Below are 24,459 nucleotides of genomic sequence, written 5' to 3'. Positions count from 1 at the left end.
GAGGAATATATGGGCGGCAGAAAAGCGGATAATCCACAACCTAAAATATATATTGAAGATGACAATTTATCAACAAGAGCAAGGAGAGGAAGGCACATAAATGACAGGCGCAGTGCGTCCAGGAGCAATCCTCAGCAAATCATAGGTAATCAGAGCATTATAGGAAACCTGGACATTATAGATGAACGGGATCCTTTTAATGATGCCATGGTCGTGGAAGAAGATGATGTAGATAATTTTCTTTCCCAAATTAAAGATAGCTCTGAATCGGAAATGTCTGAAGATGATAAAAGCGAAGACAGTATTGTCATGGACAAAGACGAGGAAGATGAAAGAAAAAGTGATGTTGCGCAGATGGGTGACATTATTAAAGAGGGCGAGGAAGAACTTGATGAAAAAATAAGCAAGTTAAGCGAGGACGGTCTTAACAGTCAGGCAAATGATGCCAGGCAGGTAAAAAATGAAATACAACAGATAAACCAGGGAATGCAGCAGGTAAGAGAATGGAATTTTGCTACTATACCAAAGAAAAGACAAACTGCCAGCGGCTGGAGAAAATTCTGGACAAGGGCAACTACTTTCTTTGGTGCAGTGACCAAGGCTATTGTTAATATTATCTCGGCTCCGGTTGCATGGTATTTTCACTCTTCCTCAAAAAAAAGGCTTAGAAATGCAACTGCGGCTATGCAGCAGGCAAAGGATATTGAAACAATTCCCGGATGGGGTGGTGCGAAGTATTCCAGAAAAGAAAATGAAACCGCAGATGATTTTCTGGGCGATGCAAGAAGAGTTCCTGCAGTCTGGTCTTATTTAACTGGAGATGAGGCTACATATAAAGAAGGGGAAGAAACAAAGGCACGAGATCCCGAAGTATTGATCATGATACATCAGCCAAAAGCAGGCTCCGTAGAGCATCTTGAGAGTGGCAAAATGGGTCATGCCATGCTGGGGATAAATTACACAAGGTACAGTAAGATTACGGGGCGCTATGAGAGATATGGGCTAAAATATGGATTTTATCCTGCAGGAGGTATGATAAAAAATGGTACTGTTGCCATGGCTCTAAGAGGAACTATTCTTCCAGGGCAACTTATGGATGACAAAGAACATGCAGTTTCTGTGAGCAGAAGATATCCTGCAACAATGGAGCAAGTAGGCACGATTTTGAAGGAGTCAGAACGCTATGCAGAAGGAGGGTATGGCTATTATAGTCGTAACTGTACGACATTTGTAAGGGATATGACAGTTAAATTTGCAAAGATAGCTCCCGAAGGAGATTCGATTTTTAAGGAAGCTGAGGTGGGTTTTAGTGCGAGGGACAATATTGGAAAGTGGCTCGGATATGGAGCTGAAACTTATCTTACTGCAGGGCTTAGAAATGATCTTGCAAGGTATAGCACGAATGAGGATCAGACATATCAGAACTATGGAAATAAAAGAGTAACAGCGAATGATATGCAGAGTTTTGACAGGACCGATAAAGGATTAGCTGACAGAATGGCGCTAATCCCTTCCGAAACAGGTGAGAATCTTCGTTTTGAGTCTGGAAATAATGGACAGATAAGTTCATATGAATATACCGGCAAGGAAGGTGAAGACATTACACAGCTGGAAGATAAATTAAATGTAGTTATGCTTGCTGAAAGGATAAATACGGAGGCTAAATCATTAAGAAGAAATATATTTGATGCTGTTACGCATGAATTACTGATTTCAGGTCCTGAAGATTTACAATCTTTTGTATATGGTCTGAAAAACGGAGGGGAGGCTTATCAGGGACTGAACAAGCTTAAATCAACACTTATTGCTCGTCTTATTAAGGACGGTAAAGATATAGAAGTAGACAAGAAGCTCCATGAGGTTGTTGATGAAGATCATATAAAGGAAGCGCGCAGAGCTGTGGCAAAAACACTAAATGAGTTAGCGACGATTTATGATAAGTATCTTGGAAGGGATAAGAGGCTGGAAAATCCGATTATGAATATGATTTCTCTTTGTCAATTAGCAGTGGTCTATCTTGACAATGAGTATGCAAAATATGTCGAGAACAAAAACTTAAATAATAAGGAAGATGATTTACCTGAAAGTGCATATAAACGCCTTAATAAAGAAACAAAAACTGAGTATAAAGATAGTAATAATGAGGAGTTCAATTACAAAAATATGACTCCGTCTCGTTTTGAAGCATTCATGCAGATGAATGGATTTGATGCAGATAAGGCGATGGAGCAGTATCATGAAGGAACGCGACTTTATATAAGGGAAGGAAATAAGGAGAAACTAACATCAGCAGAAAAAAAGAAACTGGAGACGTTTAAAAGAGTTTTATCGGCGGCGGATTCGTTTATGAATTCTCACAGGTACATACTTGAAAAAGATATACTTGATAAACAGGATGTTATGTACATTATAAAGCTTATAAAAGGTGAAGAAGCAGCTAGACGTGTCAGCAGCGATATTGTGGCTTCTGATGTGTCTGCAGGAACTATATACAGAGAGGTTATGATTGGAAATATATTCGGAGGAATAAAAAAGGCATTTTTTGAGGATGCAAGTACAGGCTCACTTGCGGAACATTTAGAGACTATTAATAATGGAGAAGATAAGAATGGCGAAATAAGGAAAAAATGGCTTAAGGATTATGTCGAGAAATGTATCAAAAAAAATGAAGAGGGCTTCAGAAATTTTGCAGAAGTAATGTATGATATGAATAACCATAATGAAGATGTAACGTTAGATGCGGTTGCCCAGTATATTTTCCTGTATATCATAGCAGTAAGAAGGACAATAACTGATGATGAGACTCCTTTAAATCAGGGATTTCTTCAAACGACCGAGTTTTTTCACGACGCATTTACGATAGATATGGCAGATACTATAAAATCATTTTTCCATAAATAGATTCAAAGCAGACCCAAATGGAAGGAAAAAGTATGAAAATTGTTAATGTTTCAAAAGAAAATGCAAGTGAAATAAGTAATCTGATGCTGCCGTATATCTATGAAGAATACATAGGAAACGGTGATGAGACGGATATTGAGTATATTGTACTTGCTGCTGTTCTTGAAGAGTGCGAAGAAGGCTTTGAGGATGCGGTTTCTGCTAACGGTAAGCTGCCTGCAGCATCTGTTCTTGTCATTCAGCCTGAAGCAACGGGAGACCTTAATATTGTAAGCGTTTATACAATACCCTCTGCAAGGAACAGGGGATACGCTTCTATGCTTTTGGATAAGGCACTTGTTATTGCGAGAAGAATGTTTAAGTGGGAAGAAGATGACGACGATGAAGAACTTATTCTGCTTAAGACGCTGTACAGACTTCCTGATGATAAAAAGCTTACGTATGAAGAATATCTTATGAAAAATCACTTTACGGATTTTGTTCTTATTGAGTCGAAGGAAGAAAGTAGTATTGATGATGGGCTTTCTCTTGATGTGTGGAGTGCATCCTGTGAAGTGAAGTTTATAAGAGATAAGGTAGATATGCAAGTCTGAAGCGTTTAATAGAATGCATACCTGTATGGACTAGGAGGAACTGTTTTAGATGTATGAATACGATGAGTATTTTGATGAAGATTTAAAACTAAAACCTTATAACTCATCGGAAGAGGAGCTTTCGGATTATCTTAAGATCGTTGATATGATACTTGAGAATCTCTTGGAGCACAGGGGGATACAAAGTGAAAGCAGACTTTTCTCAAAGGGACTTGTTATAACCGAAGCGGAGCTTAAAGCTTATTATGGGCTCCCGCCGGCGCTGAGAGTATTGGATCAATGCGATCCGCTACTTTCGGTTTCTGTCAGAAAAGCTTTTGATTATATTGATAAAAGGACAGAAAATACGGGAAGGCTACTTCCATATCTTAGGATATCTGCCATAAGGATCAAATTTGAGTTAAATATGACGGAACTACTTGCGGTTTTGCTGTCACTTTATAGCTATACGGACAGAAGAAGTGAGAGAATACTGGGCTTTTTACAGGATGATATCACTAGAAAAGAGCCTACACTCGGACTTCTTCTTACAATAGTGAAGAGGTTAAATACCGGCTTTGATAAAACGAAAAATATATATAATCTTTTAAACGACAGATTTCTGAGATTATTTTTTAAGTCATCTGAAGAAGAGGGGGCAGGTTTTCCCTTTATTCTTAATGAAACAATGGCAGGACAGCTTCTTGGCGACGGTAAAGAGATAAACGGAATATCACCCGAAGCCTTTGTATATGAGGAAGAAACAGATATACCCCTGTTTTTTGAAAAGGAAAGTGATTTGATCAAGGGGATTCTCAGGTCTTATGAAAAAGGGCACTTCTATATTGAAAATGATGATCATGACACGGTAGAGCATATTCTCTTTAACTGCGCTTTTCAGACGGGGAAAAGACTGTTTGTCTTAAATTTAGAAAAAATACTAATGGAAGAGTCCCAAAAAGTGGACAGTATACTTACTTCGCTTGAAATATACATGAAGGTAGAACAGGCAGCTCTTGGAGTTTTGTGCCGTTTCTCAAAGAATGGCCCGGACAGTGAAAAAGAAAAGTCTTTGGAAAAAAATGCAAAGGAAAGACTGCTAAAGAGAATAACCGATGCTTTTTCACAGAACCTGGTATTTTTCTATGGAGAAGAGACAGAACCCTACGAGCTTTCCGTCATGTCTATACCTGCGATAAATATAGAATTTCCTTCAGCTAATAAGAGAATACTTATATGGAATTACTTTGTGGAAAAGGATAAGGAAATACAAATTTCCGAGGATGTATGTATTCCCGATTTTGCCGATTGCCATGAGCTGTCTTACGGAAAAATTAAACGTATATGTGCCCATGCAAAAGAAACAGCAAAGCTCTTGGGAAGCAGGATCATAACAAAGGATCTGCTTCTTGATTCCATGATGAAAATAAATAATGTAGATTTCTCATCCCTCGCCGGCAGGGTAAAGGCAGTTTATACATGGGATGACCTTACGATAGCGGATGATCAGGCAGATATACTTCGTGTTGCATGTAACAGGTATAAGGTGAAAAACCGTGTTTCGGAGAGCCTCGGGCTTAAAAAGAAAAATGCTTACGGGAATGGTGTAAGTATTCTTTTGTACGGGCCTCCAGGCACAGGAAAGACAATGGCTGCACAGGTAATTGCAAACGAACTGTCGCTTCCTCTTTACAGAATCGATATATCAAGGATTTTTTCAAAATATATAGGAGAGACGGAAAAAAATCTCTCGGAAATATTTAACGCCGCAAAGGGTGCAAATGTCATTCTGTTTTTTGACGAGGCTGATGCGCTGTTTTCAAAGAGAACAGAGATCAGGGATTCAAATGACAAATATTCAAATTCCGAAACGGCATACCTTCTGCAGAAAATTGAGGAGTATGATGGCATGTCTATACTAGCCACCAACTACTTCCAGAATTTTGATAATGCCTTCATAAGAAGAATTACATATGTGGCTCATCTTGACAGCCCTGACGAAGAACAGAGGTATCTTCTCTGGACGACGATACTGCCGGCTGAAGCAGAAATAGAAAAGGGAACGGATTTCAGATTTCTTGCAAATCAGTTTGAACTATCGGGCAGTAATATAAAGGCAATCCTGTACAGTGCGGCTTACATGGCAGGTGCCGAGAACAAACCGCTTGGAATGAGGCACATTGCAAGAGCAATGCAATATGAATTTAAAAAACTGGGAAGACTTACGAGCAGCGGTGAGCTGGGAATGCTTATGGGGTATTTATAACTTCAAGCTGATTGCAAAAACTGCAAAATAATCTGAGGGGAGATATATGTTTGAGATAAGAGATATTTTGGATGTTACGGATGATGAATATGAGGAGTTTCTTGGGCCTTGGATGGCTGAAAATATCGACCGGGATTACTTTCGGGCAATTGCCGCCCATAACCCTGACGATGACAGTATCGCCGGCGGCCTTGTATGGCGCTACATAAATCTTGAGAATGATGATGATACGGCTTCATCGTTGGAACTGCTAAAGGCCGATAATGCTGACTGCGTAGAAGAACTACTTTCAAATTATGATGAGAAGGCTGCTGAGAATAATGTAGTAAAAACGAGTTTTGAGTTTGATAATCTGGACAAATCCTTCTCCAAAGTTTTTAAAGACAAGGGATATAAAATCGAAAAGAGAGAGGGAAAAAAGCTAAGAGTCAGCCTTGAAGATATTTCCAAGGTTAAATCCCTCATAAAAGAACCGGGAAAATATAATATTATAGCTTTGCGCGACATAGATATGATGCAGTTTAGAAGAGCTATCACGAACTGCGTATTTTGTGGTGAGACCGGACTTGAAGAAGATCTGGCAATGCTTCCCAAAAAATGGTTTGAGGAGGATTTATCCGGCTGTATTTTTGAGAACGATGCCGTGGCAGGACTTTTTCTTGTAAGGCTTACAGGAAATAATGAATTAGTGCCGGAGCTCTTGTTTGCAGGGGGAGATGAAGCAGATAAGCAGAGGCTTGAAATGCTGCGTTTTACTGTTAATGAGGCTATAAAAAAATATGATATGGATACCAAAATTGTGATAACAAGGCGTGGCGACAACATAAAGAAAATCACAGATTATCTGTTTCCCGATAAAAAGGGCGATGAAATAATAGCCGGTGAAAGGGGAGGCAACTGACATAGATGGTTAATGCTTTAAATTTCAGCAATAATAGTGCTTTATATATCACTAATTTTATAGCATTTATAATTCTTATATGGATATATGTGATTGATGGTAATATGAGACGTAGCAAAAGGCTTGATGACATACGCTTTAAAATGCTTGGTGCTACCGTTTTGCTTATGATAGTCACAGATGTATTAACAAGATGCGGCCTGGATTATTCGGAACATCCGATAATCAGAGGTGTTTCCAGGCTGTTTTTGGATTTTTCCCCTACTATCCATCTGATAAACTGTTATTGCTGGCTTAAGTTTGTTGACGCAGTTGTAAATAACGATCCGAAGAGATTAAAAAAGCGATACAGACTTGCTTTTTTGCCGATTCTTTATGTGGCTGTACTTCTGGCTTTTTTTCATCTCATCATAAAGGATGAGAGTTTGCTTATCAAAGGGTTCTGGACTCTTGTATATTTGTCTGCTTATCTTGGAACGGCCATATTCATGATGAGGGAAGCTTACATTATGGCCCATGGTTACACTAAGGAATTAAAAAATCCGATTTTCTTACGACTTGATATTTTTATTGTTCTTTGGACCATAGGTTTTCTAAGCGGTGTAGGTAATCTTGATTCCATCTGCGAGGCAGTGGGACTTTATCTGACCTATATGTTTATAAAAAGAAGATATAGATATCTTGATAAAGACATGATGTTCTACAATGAGAATTTTGTCGGATATCTGGAAGATTATGAGAAGAAAGTTGGGATTCGCGGAGGATATGTAGTTATTCTGACATCTGATATGACGGATATTCTTAAGGAAGCATTGATCAGACGCGCACCGAAAAAAAGCATTATCGTAAGAACTGAGGATGACAGCTTTATTGTTTACACGGAAATAAAAATAAAATCTGCCATACAGGTTTTTATTATAACACTTCAGGATGAGGCAGTGAGAATGAATCCTGATATAAATATTGATGCACAATATTTGATACAAAAAGAAAATGAGAGCGTTGGTGGTATTACAGAAAGGCTTAAAAAGAGGTTGAAGGCTTATGAGAGGATCAGTCGTATGCAAGAAAATTGCACCGGTCGGGGAGGTGCTTGTTAAGGTTTTTCCGACGGAAATAATAGATTCTGTGGGTGAAGAGGATGCACATTTTTTTGGTGCTATTGATACGGCAACAAGAGCACTGCGAGGAGGTGGGGTGTTTTCTGTTTCTGACGAGATAGAGGGAGCAGCTCTGCTTCACTATATAAATGTTGCTGAATCATACAGAAACGAAGGTGTAGGTTCAAAGCTTCTGGATTATTCTTTAAAGAGTATGAAAAGTGCAGGAACAAAGTATGTCTTATACAGAGAAACAGCGGATAATCCGATAAATCTGATAATATCCTACAATTTTGCAACAGATAACGGTTTTATTCCGATTGTTGAAAACGAGAAAATACTGTCCTATAAAATGGAGACCATTCTTGGCGGGAAATTTGCCATGAAGATGATGGGGAAAAAGGACAGTCTGAATAATATAATCGGAATAGATGATCCGAAGGATAATAGGATTATCAAATTTAATGAAGATAACAGCGATGTTTTTTATAAATTGGAAAAGGGCAATTATGATCCTTGTTATTCAGGTTTCTATGTAAAGGATGACAAAATAGTGGGAGCTTTAAGGGGTGTGCTGCGTGATAAAACTGTGATACTTGGTGATGTATACTTGGAAACAGGATATGAATCGGATGATATATATACGTCCCTCCTGGAATATGTTTTGATCCTTTTGACACAGGATGTGAGAGTGGAAAACATAGTTATACAGGTCACAGGAGAAAAGAGGAGAAGCATTATTAATTCACTTTTAGGCGAACCTGATGCTGAAAGGAATGCAATCGAACTTGTAAGATATCTTTGAGTGTATTTGGTTTATAGATGGGAGTAGCATATGACTATTTCGAAAAATGAATTGATCAATAAAAATATTGAAAAAAAAGAAGAGCTTAAAAGCAATATTGAAAACGGAGAATTACTGACAAGACTCAGTAAAGCTTCCGCTCCTCCGCAGGGTGGTGCAGGTGGAAAAGGTGAAAAGTCAGATGAAAAAATCGCATCACAGATTAAGAAAAATCTCAGTATGCAGGAAGAAGAGACTGAGTTTAATCTTGAAGATAATATAATATTGCTCAAAAAGGAAGAATCGGAATCAGATATCGAGATCGATTCGGAGGATAGTATGTCTATCCACAAGATTCCTGTTAATACATCAAAGTTTTCGAAAAAACCTCCAATTAATCAATCGCAGCTGGTTGCAGGTGAGCAGGCGAATCTGATTAATGAGGCTGTAAAAAATGCGCTTAAAAATATTAGACATCATTTTGTTGATAACGGAACTTTCCGTTTAAGAAACAATGGACTTGTTGTGACAGAAAAATCTTCTGTTACAGCCAAACAGCTCCATGATGCTATTCGCGAGGCGGAAACTTTTTTTAAAAACTTTAACGAAGATCAGATGCCGGCGTATAGCACGATGATGGGGGTCATGCTTAGACTTTCTGAGGCTGCCAATTCTTACAGAGACGCTCATAGGGGGTGGAGAGGTACAAAGTATGGTGACAGGATCAAGGAGCTTTCTGTTTATATCAGGAATTCTATGGATCAATTGTTCTCCGTGATCGATGTTTCCGAAGGCCGTAAAGAAGAAAGACAAAAGCTCGCAAACGTAAATGTGGCAGCAATGAGTAAGGATGAAATAAAAGGTCATCAAAATGCTGTGGAAGAGCTTAATGACTACTATAAAGAGTGGGCACTTAACTATGCAAATAATGAGACATTGACTGACAGAGAAAAGATAAGGGCAAAATATTTGCTGTTCCTTCCCTATGAAAAAGATCTGGAGGTGTACAAGAGAACAGTAAGACGCGACAAATGGCTCGATGTAGTAAAACAGTATGAACACTATAAAATGCTGAATCGCGTATTTGAGAAGGCTGAGAAGAAAAACAGTGAGCTGAAACAGGATGATGTTTCAAAGGAAATAACAAGGCACGCACATGACAACCTTGAGAAGAAGGAAGAAAAAAATATCTCAATCGAAGGCGTGAACGAAGGGCTTTCTGCGGAACAGCTTAAGGGAATAGAAGAAATTGACAAATGGTTCATAAAGAATGCTTTTAATGGCGGACTTATGGGTAAAGCCATGTCATCCAGGAAGAACAACAATTCCGATATAATTACCAAACTTCTTGCTAAAACAAAGAGAGAGAGACTTTTTATTTATTACCTTATAGAGACAGGTGCAAGAAAAAATGCCGGATTTATAGATGTGATCAATTCGCAGACGGGTAGGTATATTCCAAAGCTTTCAAAGTTTACTGATCAGATGTATGCTTCCAAATTAAAGATTCTTACGCATATCAGAGATGGCGGCTACACTTACATGCATAAATTATGTGAGGCTATGCAGGTAAATTCAGTATATAAAGATTTCGTCAAAGATTGTCCAAGAACATTACTCGAGCTGAACAGACCCGTTGAGGAGGAAGAGGATGATAGCATTATTGGTGGAAAAGAGCAGAATTTGGAACCTGAGGAACTCATCAATAAAAATGTAGAAAAACGTAAAAAGCAGTTAGTAAAGACCTTCCAGGCAGTTCAGCAGGCAGAAAATGCTGCCAAGAGATTTAAGGAGGCAAGCGGGAAGACCCAGAAAGCTGCACGTAAGGCTGAATATGACAGCCTTATGAAAAATCTAAAAAAAGAGTTGCGTAAGCTCTCGGAAGCGGATGATGAAGTCGGAGAAGCCTGCGAAAAATATAATATCAAAGAAAAGATTGGCTTTAAGCCTCAGCTTACCGGATTTAATTCAATTGCGGATGCAAATGCATCAGGCGGATTGGGGCTTAAAGTAGCGCAAGTTGTTTCGAAAAACAGTGATTATGCACTCAAATGGTTTATTCCTGAAAAATGGCTTTATCTGGATAAATTCGTAGGTGCTGATGTTGGCGCCAATGTTTTTTCCTATTTTTCTAATCTTTTAGGCGGTCTTGCTGCTTTGTATTCACTCGCAAGCGGAACTGCCAATATGCATGCGGGAGATATTGGTGAGAAGGTTGTTAAGCTTATTAACTCGGTAGTAAGCGGAGGCCTTAGTGTAGGAAAAGCTATTGACACAGGTACGCAGAACCTTCAGTTTTTCAGAGAAGCTACAAAAGGAGCAAAGGCTGTAGGAAGTGAAGCACTGAAAACTGCAGGAATAGTTACTGCTTCTGTTGGTATAGCGCTTGGTACATATACTATGGCATCTGCAGGACTTGATGGCATTAATTCACTTAGAGCTTCATCATATCTTTCGAAAAAGAAAAAGAAAATATCCCTGATCAGAGATGACGAAAGTGAAGATCAGGATGTAATGCTGTTAGATAAAGAGGAACAAAAGAAAAAGGCAGAAGAAAAAGAAAAGGAAAAAGAAAGAGAAAAACAAATAAAATACGAACAGAATATGATAAAGCTTTCCCATAGAATAGCGGGTAAAAAAGCTACAGCAGGATTTATGGCTGCCGGCTCCGCTACAATTGGTCTTGTCAGCATATTTGTTCCGGGTATAGGGGCTGTTATTTGTGCAGTTGCTGGTATTGCAGCAGTAATTGCATCAAGTAGAGTTGAGAAAAATAAACTCGCAAGCCTCAGAACACAAATGTTTGATCTTTTCTTTGGAATGGATGAATTTGCAACACGTATAAAGAATATGCTTGCTGCAAAAGGAAAAAGGGTTTACGACGATGAACATTTTAAAGGAGATCTTCGCGGAAGAATTGCTTCGGCAGCAGGGTTTACAGACATTGGAACAGCCTGCAACAGTATAGCTAAAAAGTATGCTGAAATGGTTTGCTCAAAGCTCTTTGCCGATATTCCGAGATGGGAATCCGAAGATGAGAAAAATGGCTATATACAGCTGGTAAAAAGCTTTGGACTTCCTTACAATAAGGAAAAGAAGATTCCAAGCGTTGATGCATTGGCAAAGAAAATGTCAGGCAGATAAATACTAAGTGGGGATTAACACAAATTTTGGAGGTGAAATTGTGGATATTGAAAAAATAATGAATGAACGACATGAACTTCTTTTGAGAATGAGAGATGAACTTCAGAGTCAGTTTATTGCTGCCGAAATAAGGGAGCCGGAGCAGGAAAATATGCCTGCAATACTGAGCGTATTATTCGATGAACTTGGATTTGATGATGACGAAGCTTTCGGAGAATTCTTTTTTTACAACATCCCTTCCGAAGATGCGGACATTCAGCATTTTGCAGCAGTTATAACTATTGCTGATGATATACCTTCTGACCATCTGCCGGAATTATTTGAGGCTATGAGTTACATTAACAGGGAGCTTCCATGCGGATCATACAGTATTGACTCAGATAAAAAGTTTTTAACGTTCAGATTGACAGTACCGCTTAGCCTGAATATGACGGGGGATGAGCTTTACGAAGAGATGGATATCGTAATCGGAAACGCAATGGCACTTGTAGACACCCATATGGATATTCTTTTAAAAATCCTTTCCGGGGAAAAGGATATAGATTATGTAAAAGAGTCATTAAACAAAACGTTTTGATGAACAAATTCTTTTGATACACCACAATATATGGTACAATAACAAATAGATTTTACATAACAATTTTATGAAAAAAGTTTTGGGGGGATTTTCATAATGGCAAGCAAGCAGGTGTATCCTTTTGAACGTAATCGCTATTATCCGGGGAAGATGCTGACCACTGCTGATTTTCAGGCTGAGCAGAGCTACCACATTAACAAGATGCGGTTTATGAACAGCCTCTTATATGGCGCAGGTATTGTGTGCGGGTGCGGCGTAGTCAATCTTGACAGTGACTTGTCGATACTTGTTGAGAGTGGTGTGGCAATTGACGGCGACGGACGGGAAATAATAATCGATTCCACATTGGTAAAGAAGCTTTCTGCGATTGAGGGGTTTGATGATCTTACATCAAACACTGCTTGTCTTTGCGTCCGTTTCAAGGAAAAAGATATACATTCAGTATATGCTGTATCCCATAAAGAATCCGATCAGGAATATGAATATAACAGAATAAGTGAGGGGTATGAATTATTCCTTGTCGACAAAAATGAATATGATGATTCGGAAGAAGTGGAGTCCGAGTTCCTTCAAAAGGAAAAACTGTTTAAGGAGTCAGATTTTGAAGGATATATTGTGCTGCCCACTATTGCCAGCAAGGGACGTAATGTAAAGGCTCAGCTTGTTATCCGCAAGCTTTCATCTGCAGATGTAAAGTTGTCCTACAGAGGAATCCTTGATATCCCCAACTTTTCAGCGCCAGACGGTTCACAGCAGATTGATATTGCAGTTGATGAGATCAGACTTCCGGAGGGAAAAATATATATTGCTGATTTTTGGATGAAGGTGCAGGATCAGCCCGGTGAAGATGCCAATGTCATACTTCGAAGCGGATCTGCTGCTGCATTTAAAGATGATAAGGCGATTTCGGTTGAAGGTAGTTTCTCATTGAGAGTAAGAATGTCTGATGAAATGCCTGCTTCTATTATAAGAAGAGAGAACGGGAAGCTTTCATTGGAGATGAGGAATGTATCGCATATTTCCTCCATAAAGCTTGCAGAAATAGACCTTTTGAGAAACGACAGTGCTTACGTTATAGATAAGGTTCGTGAGGTAAAAAAGAATCCATATATAGAGCTTCCCTCCCAGGAAAAGCAAAAAAATGATTTTTTGGAATTTTTCCATAAGGATGCGGAAATTTCAGCGTTAGCAAAGGCAGACATAAAGCCTGTACCGACACAGCCTGTTATGGATTATGCAGCTTCCGGGCTTAAGGATATTGCGACAGGTGTTCTTGAAATTCCTCTTGGAAGAGAGGCAAGAACCGGCGATATCAGATATTCCGGAGAGATAACTCATGGACTTGGAGCAGGTAATGTATATGTGTCCATCGGCTATGAGTATCTGTCACAGGATCAGGCTATAGGCGCAAGTGCGAAGAGTACGGTTTACGGTAACCCCGAGCTGTTCTCAAGACAAAACCAGCAGCTTGTAGATGCCGAGACTGCCGTGAGAGTTCTGAATGACAAAGGAAGCTTTGTGGTTGCGGCAAAACTTTTACATGACGTTGATTTCCTTGTTCTGACATACAGATGGGTTGCAATAAAATTCCCTACAGGTGAAGAACTTAAGGCAGCAGATTATTACGGTAAATCAATCACTGCCAAGACACCTACTGTAGTTATGAGGCCCAGAGAAAATTATTACTTCGGAATAGAGTATCACAATATGGAAGCCTGCAGCATCACCTATGAACTGACAGCATCCGGAAGTGGAGAAATCACTACAGACGGTGTATATACAGCACCTGCGAAGGAAGGTGTATATGAGATTCGTATTTACTGCTCAGATATGCCGATGGTATGCACCTATGCGTATGCGATAGTAAAAACAACTGCACAGGATGACGATCCGGGAGTTATAGAGGAGAAGGAAAAGGAACCTTTGGTTAAGCTTCCGAACGTTAATCTTTGAGGGGAACAGGCATGATTTATGAATCCGGTAAAATGCGACTTTTGCCTGTTGCGACTAAGAGCATTGGGCAAGTCAATGACTGCTATATATGCAGGGATCTTGCTTCATCCGGGGGGATTCTGTATACGGTAATCGTGGTGCACGACCATGAGCTTGTTAGAAACATCCTGGAGCTTTTTAAATTCTCCAATAGAAAAGGAGAAGAGGTCCTCATTGATGCTTTTGCTGCTGGGGACAAACATGTTATGGTTTTTCCTTTTCATAATGAAAGACCGTTATTTGATTTTTATGAGGGGGAGAGTCTGACTCTTTCACAGTGTGAGGATATCTGTATAAGTGCAATCCTTGCATGTATCACGTCCGATCTCCCATATCCAATTTTATATTTACTTTTATCAGGGAATATGCTCAATCTGGCCAGTGATGGTTCGGTCTTTTTGGGGTACGAAATGGATCTGTCAAAACTCGATATGAGTATAACAGAGAAGGAGTGTACAAATCTTTGTGCAAAAATCCTGTTAGAACTTTTAGAGCCCAAGTCCGGTCAGAAGGCTACAAGCTATTATCTTCTTGAGAAAAAGGTTGCAAACGGAAGCTATCAGAAATTTCCGGATCTATACAGGGATGTGACAATAGCTGCCGTTACAAAGAAGAAGATTACGCCCTTTTTTGTTTTAAAATTGTGGCTTAAAAGAAATGCTGATACGTTTTTCGGCATATTGTTCTGGATAAGTCTGATACTTGGAATAATCGCAGTAAGCATTATTTTGTCACGCTTTTTCCTTGGCGGGAATTCCTGGTTCAGGCTGCTTTTTAATACCTTTAAGAATATTGGAACAGAGAGTTTGGTACAGTAAGAAAGAGGCTTAATATGAACCAGCCAGGTATGAGAATAAGAATTACCGTAATTCTATATATACTCAGCTTTACCATTTCATTATTTATCTTTTCCGCTATTATGGATGACTTAGCGATAAATTTTGAATACACTTCGTACGCTTCCTGTGCGACTTTGGATAACAATATTTTTTATGCACAAAATACCAGAAACGGTGGAGTTATCCTAAAACTTGATACAAGCGGAAAAGTAAAGAAGATATTCCGCAGCCTTTTGTACGGAGAAGAAAGAGTTCTTGCTGTTTCAGCTTATGATGGCAGGTTATATGCTGTACTCTCCAATTATTCAAATGAGTTTGACCACGATAATACCGATGGATATGTGCCAAAAGCATACTACAGAATTTTGTGTATGGATGAAGATTTTTCAGTTGTAGCCGATACTTCGAAATTCGCCATTGATGAAGGAGTCATATTCAATGATTTAAGCGTTGATAAAACAGGAATGATCATTACCGCAATAACCACTAATGGTAAATCGGTATGGGTATACCATATAGGTAACGATCAGCTTAGAGAGGATTTTAGTAAAGAAGAAAAGCCTACTGTGGTTGAAGCTATATGGACCAAGAATGCCAAAGCAGGCAGATTTTATTCAGATGCACTTTATACGGACAATCAGCTTTATGTAAGAACTGATGCTGATGGGCCTGCAGGTGTTTTGAGCGTAGATTCTTATATAAAGGAAATAGTTGGCAATATAAAGCTTAGCGCAGGTCAGGTATTTACATTGTATTCCGGCTACATAATCAGATATGTGACGTTTCTTCTGATATGGTTTGTGCTTTTGTTTTTTATTATAAAAGTGCTGTTTAGCAGAAACAGAACGTTTTACTTTCTTCTAATAGCGGAAGGTGTTCTTTTTTGTATCACTCTTGTGGGAACAATGGCAATTGTCCGTAACTTTTATGATGCAAGAGTATTGGAACATTCAAGATTTGCGGTAACTTCTCTTTTCGGACTTGCGGATGAAATAGGACTTAATAATGACGAAGACTACACTGATAAAGATATATACGCTACCGAAAGATACCAGGAAATAAAAGACGATATCTGCGAATTTGTACGAAGAGACGGAAACACTGATGTATTTTACGATGTGTTTTTATATAACCTTTCAGACGGAATGGTTTGTGTAAGTTCAAGCGGAAGGAACAGACAGGCTTTTACAGATATATTTGGCTCAGGCCTTTCAGAGCTTTCTGAAGAAATATACAGAGGCAGAAGTTATTCAAAAACCGACATTGTTGTAGAAGGGCAGGATTACAGAGCCGTAGCCATAAAGAGCGGTGACAGTACACCAAGATATGCACTGATGGCTATTATAAATGTTGCTACTTTTGACAAAACTGTTTTCATAAAGAATCAAGGATTTTTCCTTTTGTTTTTGACAATTTTTGCATTGGGAAGTGCCCTTGTTATATTTGTTTGGAGACTATATTTAAGAGACATTACTGTACTTGAGTACGCGCTTTCCAGTGCTGCAGGCGGTGGGAGATTTCCCGAAAGACCTGCAAATGTTGGTATAGATGTCAAGGAAATGTGGGATTCTGTTACAGAAATAAACAAAAAGCTTGAAGAAAACGAGTATATAAAAATCAGAATCCTTGAGGCCTACTACAGATTTGCACCTAAAAATGTGGAGAGAGCACTTTTTAAAAACTCAATTTTAGAGGTACAAAACGGTAGCTCATCTGCAATTAAAGGAACAGTTGCTGTTATAGGAATCGATATAGGAGGCTATGCTCCGGGCAAGCTTGATTCTGTTCTGGAAAGTATAGGTGAATATCAAAAAGAAAATGACTGTATGATAGTAGGAAAATCTCCGGACCTCTCGCTTATAGAGATGTTCTTTATGGAGACTGACAGTAGCATAGTAAAGTTCATGATCGATCTCTACATACAGAATATGAAAAACCGTGATTTGGCTGTTCTTAGTACAGTTCTTTGTTATGACGACTGTAATTTCTGTGTAATGGGAGGTTCAGAGGAAGCAACTATTTACCTTCATTCAGAAAATCAGCAGGTTGAGAAACGGATTGTGGAATTTGTACGTAATTTAAAAATCGGACTTGTAATAACCGAAAAAGTCAGAGATAGGGAAAATGTAGAGAGTCCGATCAGATTTATGGGTTATTCAAAATATGAACAGGACGGATCACCCATGGAGCTGTATGAAGTTCTGGATGCATATCCTGCAAATTTAAGAGCTAAAAGACTTAGTACACTTGAGAGATTTGACGATGCTCTAAAGTGCTACATGGATAAAGATTTCTATATAGCAAGAACAAAGTTTTCGGATATTTTAAAGGAAACACCGGATGATAATCTTGCAAGATGGTACGTATTCGAGAGTGAAAAATATCTGAATGAGGTTGCAGAAGGAGATAAGTATAAGTTTTTACATTTATAAAATCCGACTTAAGGTAAAGTACGGTCAGGTTTTATTATAGAAGAACTAAGGAGGTCTTATGATTGGGGGAGACGGTCTTCTTAACGTACTGATACAGACTATCAGATCCAGGATGACTGGGCTTGTAACAAAGTTCAGACTGTATACTAACTGGAACTTTATAAAGACTAAGATTGTTGCCAGACTGAGGGATTTCTTCGCTGCACTTCTTGGGGTAAAACCGAGAAATAAGCATGACTATTACACCATCGGAAGATGGATGATTTCCAAAAGGCTTGTATATGCATTTGTTATCATCATCGGTGTTATAAGTATCTGGTACATAACCACAGAAAGCACTCTGTTTAAGCGATTTGCAGAGGATGGAATAAAAACCTACAACTATGATTCTTTCAGACTTCGTATGGCTAAGGGACACGTAAAGATAAAGGGAAAGAGTGGATATCTGGCATACGATGGAAATGTACAATCCGGATTTGTTGAAGGGGAAGGTACTCTTTTTAATAAAGAAGGAACGGTTATTTATACCGGTAATTTTTCTGAGAACAAATACGAGGGAGAAGGCACTCAGAACTATAACAGTGGTGTTATGCATTACAGAGGCGGCTTTCATGAGAACATCTATGAAGGAAAAGGAACTCTTTACAGAGAAGACGGGACCACAGAATATGTCGGCGACTTTTCCCAGGGAATGAAAAACGGTACCGGTGTTCTTTATGACAGAGCTGAGAATGAATTATATACTGGAACCTTTTCAAGTGATTCGATAGTTTACAGTGAGCTTTTAGGCAAGACTGCAAGTGAAGTTGCTGAATGCTACAAAGGGAAGGGAGAGCTTTTCACAGCGTCCAATGAATCGGTGTATGTGATGCAGGGAATAAATGCACTTTACCATGCTGAGATGGAAGCTGAAGCTCTTGATGAAAGCGAAGTAATTGATTCGGTATATGTGCTTTCGGATATTTTTAATTACGGAAATATCAAGGCAAAGACCCTGGGAGAACTTGAGGAATTATTCGGGGATCCTGTATATGAAGGCAATACCGGTGTTATTTTTCCGGAAGCTGTAGCAATTAACCGTATCAATTCGGAAAGGTCAATTCTTCAGGGAAATGTCAAAATGGATACAGAACAGCCCTTTACGGATGTGACAGAGGTTAACAGCTTTGATCACGATTATGCTATATATGTTTATTCCTTTAAAAAAGGAGACAATATTTATTCATTTGTAACTAACGGAATAAATGATGGTTTTGAATTTTATTATATAACGGGTACAGAGGGTGAAGGTGCGTGAGCTTCATGAAAAACTGAATATAGGTATACGGATGTGGCTGGCGGTAGTTACAGTGTGTACTTTTATGACATCTATGTGCCCGTCTTCGACAGCACTTGTCGCACATGCGGAAATTCCGACAAAAAAGGTCCTTACACTAAAGGCATGCAGGAATCTTGCGATTCAGAATTCGACAGATTATGAAAGTGCGGAGATGGCGATTGAGTCTAAGAAGGCAGCTTATGAGAGTGCCGTTAAAGCGATAAATCTTAAGAAATTATCCATGGCGCAGTTTAGATGGTCACCGCTTTTAAGCTTTAAATTTCCGACTTCTCCTGATTTTTCAGAGGCTTCGGAATTTACTTATAAGCCTATATCCATTCAGTATGAGATTCAGATAGCAGAGCATAAGCTTCAGGATAAAACCTATGAAATAGCGGAGAAGGTAAATAATCTCTTTGTTGAAATAGTAGTACTTCAGGAGTCGCTTGCTTTTAATGAGAGGAGACTTGAGGTATTAAAGACCGGTCTTGCAAGAAATGAAAAAAAGCTATTGATAGGACAGGCTAACAAAAGTGATGTTGAAAAGCTTCAGAAAAAGGTAGAAACGGTAACAGGAAAGATTGCTGCTGATAAAAGAAACTATGAAGCGAATCTGAAAAAATTATCGAACATGCTCGGTCTTGATGTTACTACAGGCTACAGCTTTGAAAAACCTTTTGTAGAAGCGACCCTGGAGAGATCAAAGCTGGATGCACTCATTGAATATACTGAGGACAGGGATGAGACATATTATGAAGCATGCATAGCTGAGGCAACTGCAAGAGCTGAATTGATGATAAATAAAGGTCTTATGGCCAATAAGTATGGCGGAGATTACAACCTTATAGCGGGTTATGTAAATGCTGCCATCAATGGTGACAAAATAAATAAAAAGACATTCATGGCTTCTTACAAGTCTTTTATAAAAAAGATTGACAGCTACTGGGAAGGTTCGAAAAGGATTATCTTTTTCAAGATTCCAAGGCTCTGGTTTAAGGGAGACATGGATGGCAGCAGATATATTGATGATGATCCATATGTTCTGTATCAGAATACTTTAGATTATGCTACTGCTCTGAATGAAAAGAAAGCAGCAAAAGAGGAACTTGATCAGAGCGTTATTGATACTTTTAACAATTATGTATCGGTTAAAAACTCATATAAGCAATATTTAAAGGATGTTGATAATGCTGAGAAGAATCTTAAGAAGGATGAAATAAAGAACAGAATGGGAGAGCTGACCTTTGATGAATATGATTCTGAGATGGAAAGCTATGAAGAACTGCAAAATAGCATGTTTGACGCTATGAAGCTTTATACCACGACGCTTTACTCTTTTGACAGACTGACCTGCGGCGGAATAAGCGGATTGCTATCCGGAACGGATGCCGACTTAAAAACTGCGGTAGTCGGAGAAAGCTATGTTGAAAAAAATGAGCTTCAGGGTGCCTATTATACCTTAAGGTCAATAATCCAAAAACAGGAATTTGAACTTTCACTGATGATTCCTGAGGACTTTGACATAGATATTACTGACTATGAGCTATGGGTTGATAACATACTTATAGGTGAGAGGACACCTAAGGATAAAAAATTAAGGCATCTTACACTTACGGTAGATAACGTATCGCAGGCAAAGATAAGACTTTATAACGGTGATACATTTGTAGATGACTGTATTATTGATCCGTCGACTGAATCAGGGCCGCTCACTATTACAAGCGGATTTGATATTAAGAAAGTAGAATCGGATCAGCTGGGTACTTATGAAGTTAATATAAGTGAAACAACCGGAATAGTAGAGCTTTCATTTAAAATGATTGATTCGGATATTAAGAGCTTCAAGGTTCTTACGGAAGATGGAAAGCCTCTTGGCGGAGATACACCTGTTGATATTAAGAAATCACTTAAATATATTTCCATCATACAAGAGTCACTTTCAGATCTTACGATAGAGTTTTATGATGCGGGTGGAGCCTTGATCAATAAGGGAAGATTGGTAGAAGCAAGTTCTACGGTTATAAAAAAGGAAGATGAATGATGAAAGGTAAGAATGAATTACCGATTAAGTTCATAAAGAGATTTACGGTATTTGCTGTTTCTATAAGTCTGGTTGCTGCGGCACTTTCGCATACAGCTACCACAAAGGCAGTCTTTGATCCTGAAAAAGGGACTACTTATCAGGAATTTTCTTCAAAGACAAAAGTGGATGATTCAGTACTGTTTATAGGTACATATATCATCCACAAGGATGCCTTAAACGACCAGCTTTATGACAGAGCAAAGGAATCGGGAAGTGCTTCGGGACAAAGCGAAGTGTACTATAAATCAGAACTTTCCGATGGTAAATGGTTTAATGTCGGTGATATAGAGAACGGGGTAAAAGGCATTTCTTCAGAGGGTAAGCCCGAGAGCATTGATACCATAAATCCGTTATACGTTACCTACTATGTGGGGGCTGACGGAATAATGAAGGATGCAAAAACACTTGCGGCAATTAATCCCTTTGATGTTCCAAATCCTTATGACCTGGCATCCCTTGAAGAACTTGATCCCATAAGAAATCAGTTTACTATGTCACAGTCGGCTAAAAGTATTACACAGGATGATTTCCTTGATGGAAAAGGCTCCATGGATTCAGGAAATATCAGAAGTGATGTTTATTACTATCAGATACTCAGTACATTTTTTAATCTGGATTTAAGGGATGAACAGACTAATAAGTGTGATGAACAGCTAAAAGGACTTAATAACAGCTATATTGCTTTAAAGGCAGCAGGAAAAGAGGATGAGGCCAGCCTGGTATTCGGACTTATGGAAAAGGTTGATGCCACAAGAAGAGCACTGATAATGGAGAGACTAGCGGAGCTTGACAGTAACCTCCTCAACACTCTTTATACTCTTGCAAGCGGAAGCTACTATACACCTTACGGAAAATTTAAGGATTCAAGCGTTGAGACCAATGCTGCATCACAGCCTGAATACACAAGAGAATTAGAGGACTCTTTAAAGCATAATTTTACCGGAAATAATAGTGCGTTACCGTTTATCAACATTCTTTTCGAAAGACTGGGGATAATATCTAATCCCAACGGATGGTGGACTGTTCTTGACAAATATGAAAAGGAAAAGAAGAAGAGAGCAGAAGAAGCTAATAAAGGTAATGATGATTATAAATATGATGAATTAACACCCTCAGAGTATCCTTTCAGTGCAGACTCAGCAATACTTGATGCCATAGGAACCGCAATGTCCAACTGCAGTGACAGCTATACCAAGCATCTTTCCAAAGCACTTGTGGATTCTGATGATATTCTTGGACATGCTATTTATGAGTATAGCAGCCAGATTATTGAACAGACTTCGGGAAGCTCAGTGGGCGGTCCCGTAGAATACTTAAAATATGCGACCAATATTCGAGACAACATAATCGGAGATAAAAACGGAGAGCTCTCACTTTTAAAGGGAAGCCTTATAGGTCTTGCTTCTGATAAATATGCGGGATCGGCTACAGCAGGAGTTAACTCTGAATATGCGACGCTTTCCTCAGTAGGATTGAAAAAGAGTTCATTGGAGGATCAGAAATCCGGTGAAGAAGGTGACAGGTCGATGCTTCAATATCTGATAGAGGCAATGAGGCAAAGAGATTCTGCATCAAATGCTCTGGAATTTGTAAATGAAAGAATCAGCTGGTCGGAAAAGCTTCTTTCCGGAATACCGTCTGATGATTACAAGACATATTCAACTTCTTCTGTTCAGGCACATATCGTATGGCTTAAAGATGAGGCGCAGAAGATAAAAAATTCTGATGAATCATTAAAGTCCAAATCAGATGAACTTAAGGAAAAGAAAGCAGAACTGCAGAAAAAGAGAGATGAGTGTCTTGATAACAATGATCTTGCAGGAGCAGCAGCATATGATGCAAAGATTGCTGCGGTAGATAATGATATTGCAGATGAAGCAGAAAAAGTTGCCAAAGAACTGGCTGCAGGAGAAAGCTCTGACAAGGGCAAAGGTACAGGAAGCGGAGCAGGAACAGGTTTGGGAACTGGCCAGGGAGCAGGAAGCGGAGCAGGTACAGGCACAGGAACCGGGGCAGGAAGCGGAGCAGGTACAGGTGCAGGTACAGGTGCAGGTACAGGTGCAGGAAGCGGAGCAGGTACAGGCACAGGAGCCGGAGCAGGAGCAGGAACAGGAAGCGGTGCAGGAACAGGTTCAGGCACTGACGCAGGTAAGAATACGCCTAAGCTTTTGCCTGAGGAAAAACTTGTAAATAAACTTGCTGAAAAGCTTAAGGATAATCCTGACAAAGATATATCGGGAGCTTTGGGCGTACTTGCTGATATAGGTGCTACAGATGTGCTTGATAAGCTTCTTTCAAAATTAAAGGAAGAAGGTGCAGACGCTGATAAGATAAAAGAGATTGAAGATGCTAAAAACAAAGCTGAAGAAACAGTAAGCGGTGCGTCCGGGAATGAAGGTGCCAAAGGTAGCGAAAGCGCCAAAGGCAATGAAAGCACAAAAGATAATGAAAATGGCATAGATCCGAGTGCAACTCTTAATGACAAAATAGAGCAAAGCGCAAAGATTAAGCTTGATAAAGATCACAATGCCGATGTGTCTGCAGAAGTGGATATGCTAAAGGATGCAGGAACAGCAGCTGATCTTAATTCCATTCTTGATAAAGCAAAAGAGGTCGGAGCATCCAAGGATACTATAGATATGATACAAAAGGCCCGTGATGAAATGCTTGAGAAAGAAGCGGAGGAGGATGCCAATAAAGACGCTGCAGACAAGGGGGCCGGATCTTCTGATAAGGCAGATAGCAAACAGGCAGTAGATCCTACGGCTTCGCTTACGGAGGAACTCATAGACAAGGCTCTTGAAAAGCTTGCAGATAATGCTGATGCAGATCTTTCGGGAATAGCTGAGGCCCTTGCGGGACTTGGTGCTGAAGAAGCTCTTGATGCACTTCTTGAGAAGGCAGCAGGTAGCGGCGCATCAACAAGCACTCTCTCAGGTATCAAGGATGCCAAGGAGTCTATGAAAGAGAATATCACCTCCGTGGACGCAGATGCTCTTTTAGCTCAGCTGGAGGAAACTGTCGGAGGAAGTATTGATGATATGAAAGCCGATGATCTTGCTGTTGCCTGTGCTGTGGCATCAACTCTTGCCAGGATGGGAATAAATCCTGCAAAGGACGTAACAAAGACCATAGTGGCAAAGATGATTTCAGACGGCAATAAGAATATGTACAGGCAGTATACAGCTGATAAATCCATCGAATATATAGCAATGGACACTATTTCAAACTGCACAGACTTTAGATATTTCTATGATGACAATAAGTCTACAGCAACAATGACAAAAGGTGCAGTCATATATATTTTTAAACGCGGAAGTGATGAAATGCGCAAGCAGAGTATGTCTGCAGAGCCTGAAAAAATGGCTAATAAGATTGAATATAGTGGTACGGTTTATATATCAGAGGATGACGCACTAAGCTATTTTAAATGCTGTGCCGAATACATTTACGGTACTGATTACGCAATCTGTCTGAATACAACAAAGAAGACAAGGATTGACGGATACGTTGATGAGCTTCAGGAATTCTTTAAGAAATAAAAGAACAG

At 39.3% G+C, this 24,459-nt stretch carries 14 protein-coding genes; all 14 read left to right on the top strand.

Annotated elements, in window-relative coordinates; all coding sequences use genetic code 11:
* The first annotated feature begins 9 nt into the window (after nt 1-9).
* Nucleotides 10-2,901: a hypothetical protein gene (locus BV60_RS0112125; protein WP_029322126.1), complete on the top strand. Its 2,892-nt coding sequence runs from the start codon at nt 10-12 to the stop codon at nt 2,899-2,901.
* A gap of 32 nt (nt 2,902-2,933) precedes the next feature.
* The gene (locus tag BV60_RS0112120; protein ID WP_197029557.1) at nt 2,934-3,494 is read left to right on the top strand and encodes a GNAT family N-acetyltransferase; all 561 of its coding nucleotides are present in this window, start codon (nt 2,934-2,936) and stop codon (nt 3,492-3,494) included.
* 49 nt (nt 3,495-3,543) lie between these two features.
* Nucleotides 3,544-5,739: an ATP-binding protein gene (locus BV60_RS23830; RefSeq protein WP_029322122.1), complete on the top strand. Its 2,196-nt coding sequence runs from the start codon at nt 3,544-3,546 to the stop codon at nt 5,737-5,739.
* Between the two features lie 46 nt (nt 5,740-5,785).
* Nucleotides 5,786-6,640 (top strand): hypothetical protein, encoded by an 855-nt coding sequence (locus BV60_RS0112110; protein ID WP_029322120.1) that lies wholly within the window; start codon nt 5,786-5,788, stop codon nt 6,638-6,640.
* 5 nt (nt 6,641-6,645) lie between these two features.
* Nucleotides 6,646-7,740 (top strand): hypothetical protein, encoded by a 1,095-nt coding sequence (locus BV60_RS0112105; protein WP_029322118.1) that lies wholly within the window; start codon nt 6,646-6,648, stop codon nt 7,738-7,740.
* On the top strand, nt 7,685-8,545 hold the full coding sequence (locus BV60_RS0112100) for a GNAT family N-acetyltransferase (RefSeq protein WP_029322116.1): 861 nt from the start codon (nt 7,685-7,687) through the stop codon (nt 8,543-8,545). Before BV60_RS0112105 ends, BV60_RS0112100 begins: the two co-directional genes overlap by 56 nt.
* 30 nt (nt 8,546-8,575) lie before the next feature.
* The gene (locus BV60_RS0112095) at nt 8,576-11,668 is read left to right on the top strand and encodes a hypothetical protein (RefSeq protein WP_029322114.1); all 3,093 of its coding nucleotides are present in this window, start codon (nt 8,576-8,578) and stop codon (nt 11,666-11,668) included.
* A gap of 40 nt (nt 11,669-11,708) precedes the next feature.
* On the top strand, nt 11,709-12,245 hold the full coding sequence (locus BV60_RS0112090) for a hypothetical protein (RefSeq protein WP_029322113.1): 537 nt from the start codon (nt 11,709-11,711) through the stop codon (nt 12,243-12,245).
* 96 nt (nt 12,246-12,341) lie between these two features.
* Entirely contained in the window at nt 12,342-14,198 is a 1,857-nt protein-coding gene (locus tag BV60_RS0112085; RefSeq protein WP_029322111.1) for a hypothetical protein, read from the top strand.
* Nucleotides 14,199-14,209: 11 nt separating this feature from the next.
* Nucleotides 14,210-15,055 (top strand): hypothetical protein, encoded by an 846-nt coding sequence (locus tag BV60_RS0112080; RefSeq protein ID WP_029322109.1) that lies wholly within the window; start codon nt 14,210-14,212, stop codon nt 15,053-15,055.
* A gap of 29 nt (nt 15,056-15,084) precedes the next feature.
* On the top strand, nt 15,085-17,508 hold the full coding sequence (locus BV60_RS0112075) for a hypothetical protein (protein ID WP_197029556.1): 2,424 nt from the start codon (nt 15,085-15,087) through the stop codon (nt 17,506-17,508).
* 58 nt (nt 17,509-17,566) lie between these two features.
* A complete protein-coding gene (locus BV60_RS0112070) occupies nt 17,567-18,805 on the top strand; it encodes a hypothetical protein (RefSeq protein ID WP_029322104.1) in 1,239 nt (412 codons plus the stop codon).
* Complete coding sequence (locus BV60_RS0112065) at nt 18,798-20,867, top strand: TolC family protein (RefSeq protein ID WP_029322102.1); 2,070 nt, start codon at nt 18,798-18,800, stop codon at nt 20,865-20,867. Before BV60_RS0112070 ends, BV60_RS0112065 begins: the two co-directional genes overlap by 8 nt.
* Nucleotides 20,864-24,451, top strand: coding sequence for a hypothetical protein (locus BV60_RS21125; RefSeq protein WP_156036075.1), 3,588 nt, complete (start codon nt 20,864-20,866; stop codon nt 24,449-24,451). Before BV60_RS0112065 ends, BV60_RS21125 begins: the two co-directional genes overlap by 4 nt.
* Nucleotides 24,452-24,459: the final 8 nt, after the last annotated feature.

It is taken from the genome of Butyrivibrio sp. AE3004 (assembly GCF_000703165.1).
Classification (GTDB): domain Bacteria; phylum Bacillota; class Clostridia; order Lachnospirales; family Lachnospiraceae; genus Butyrivibrio.
Note: the sequence above shows the minus strand (reverse complement) of the source record. Positions and strands in the feature narration are given on the sequence as shown.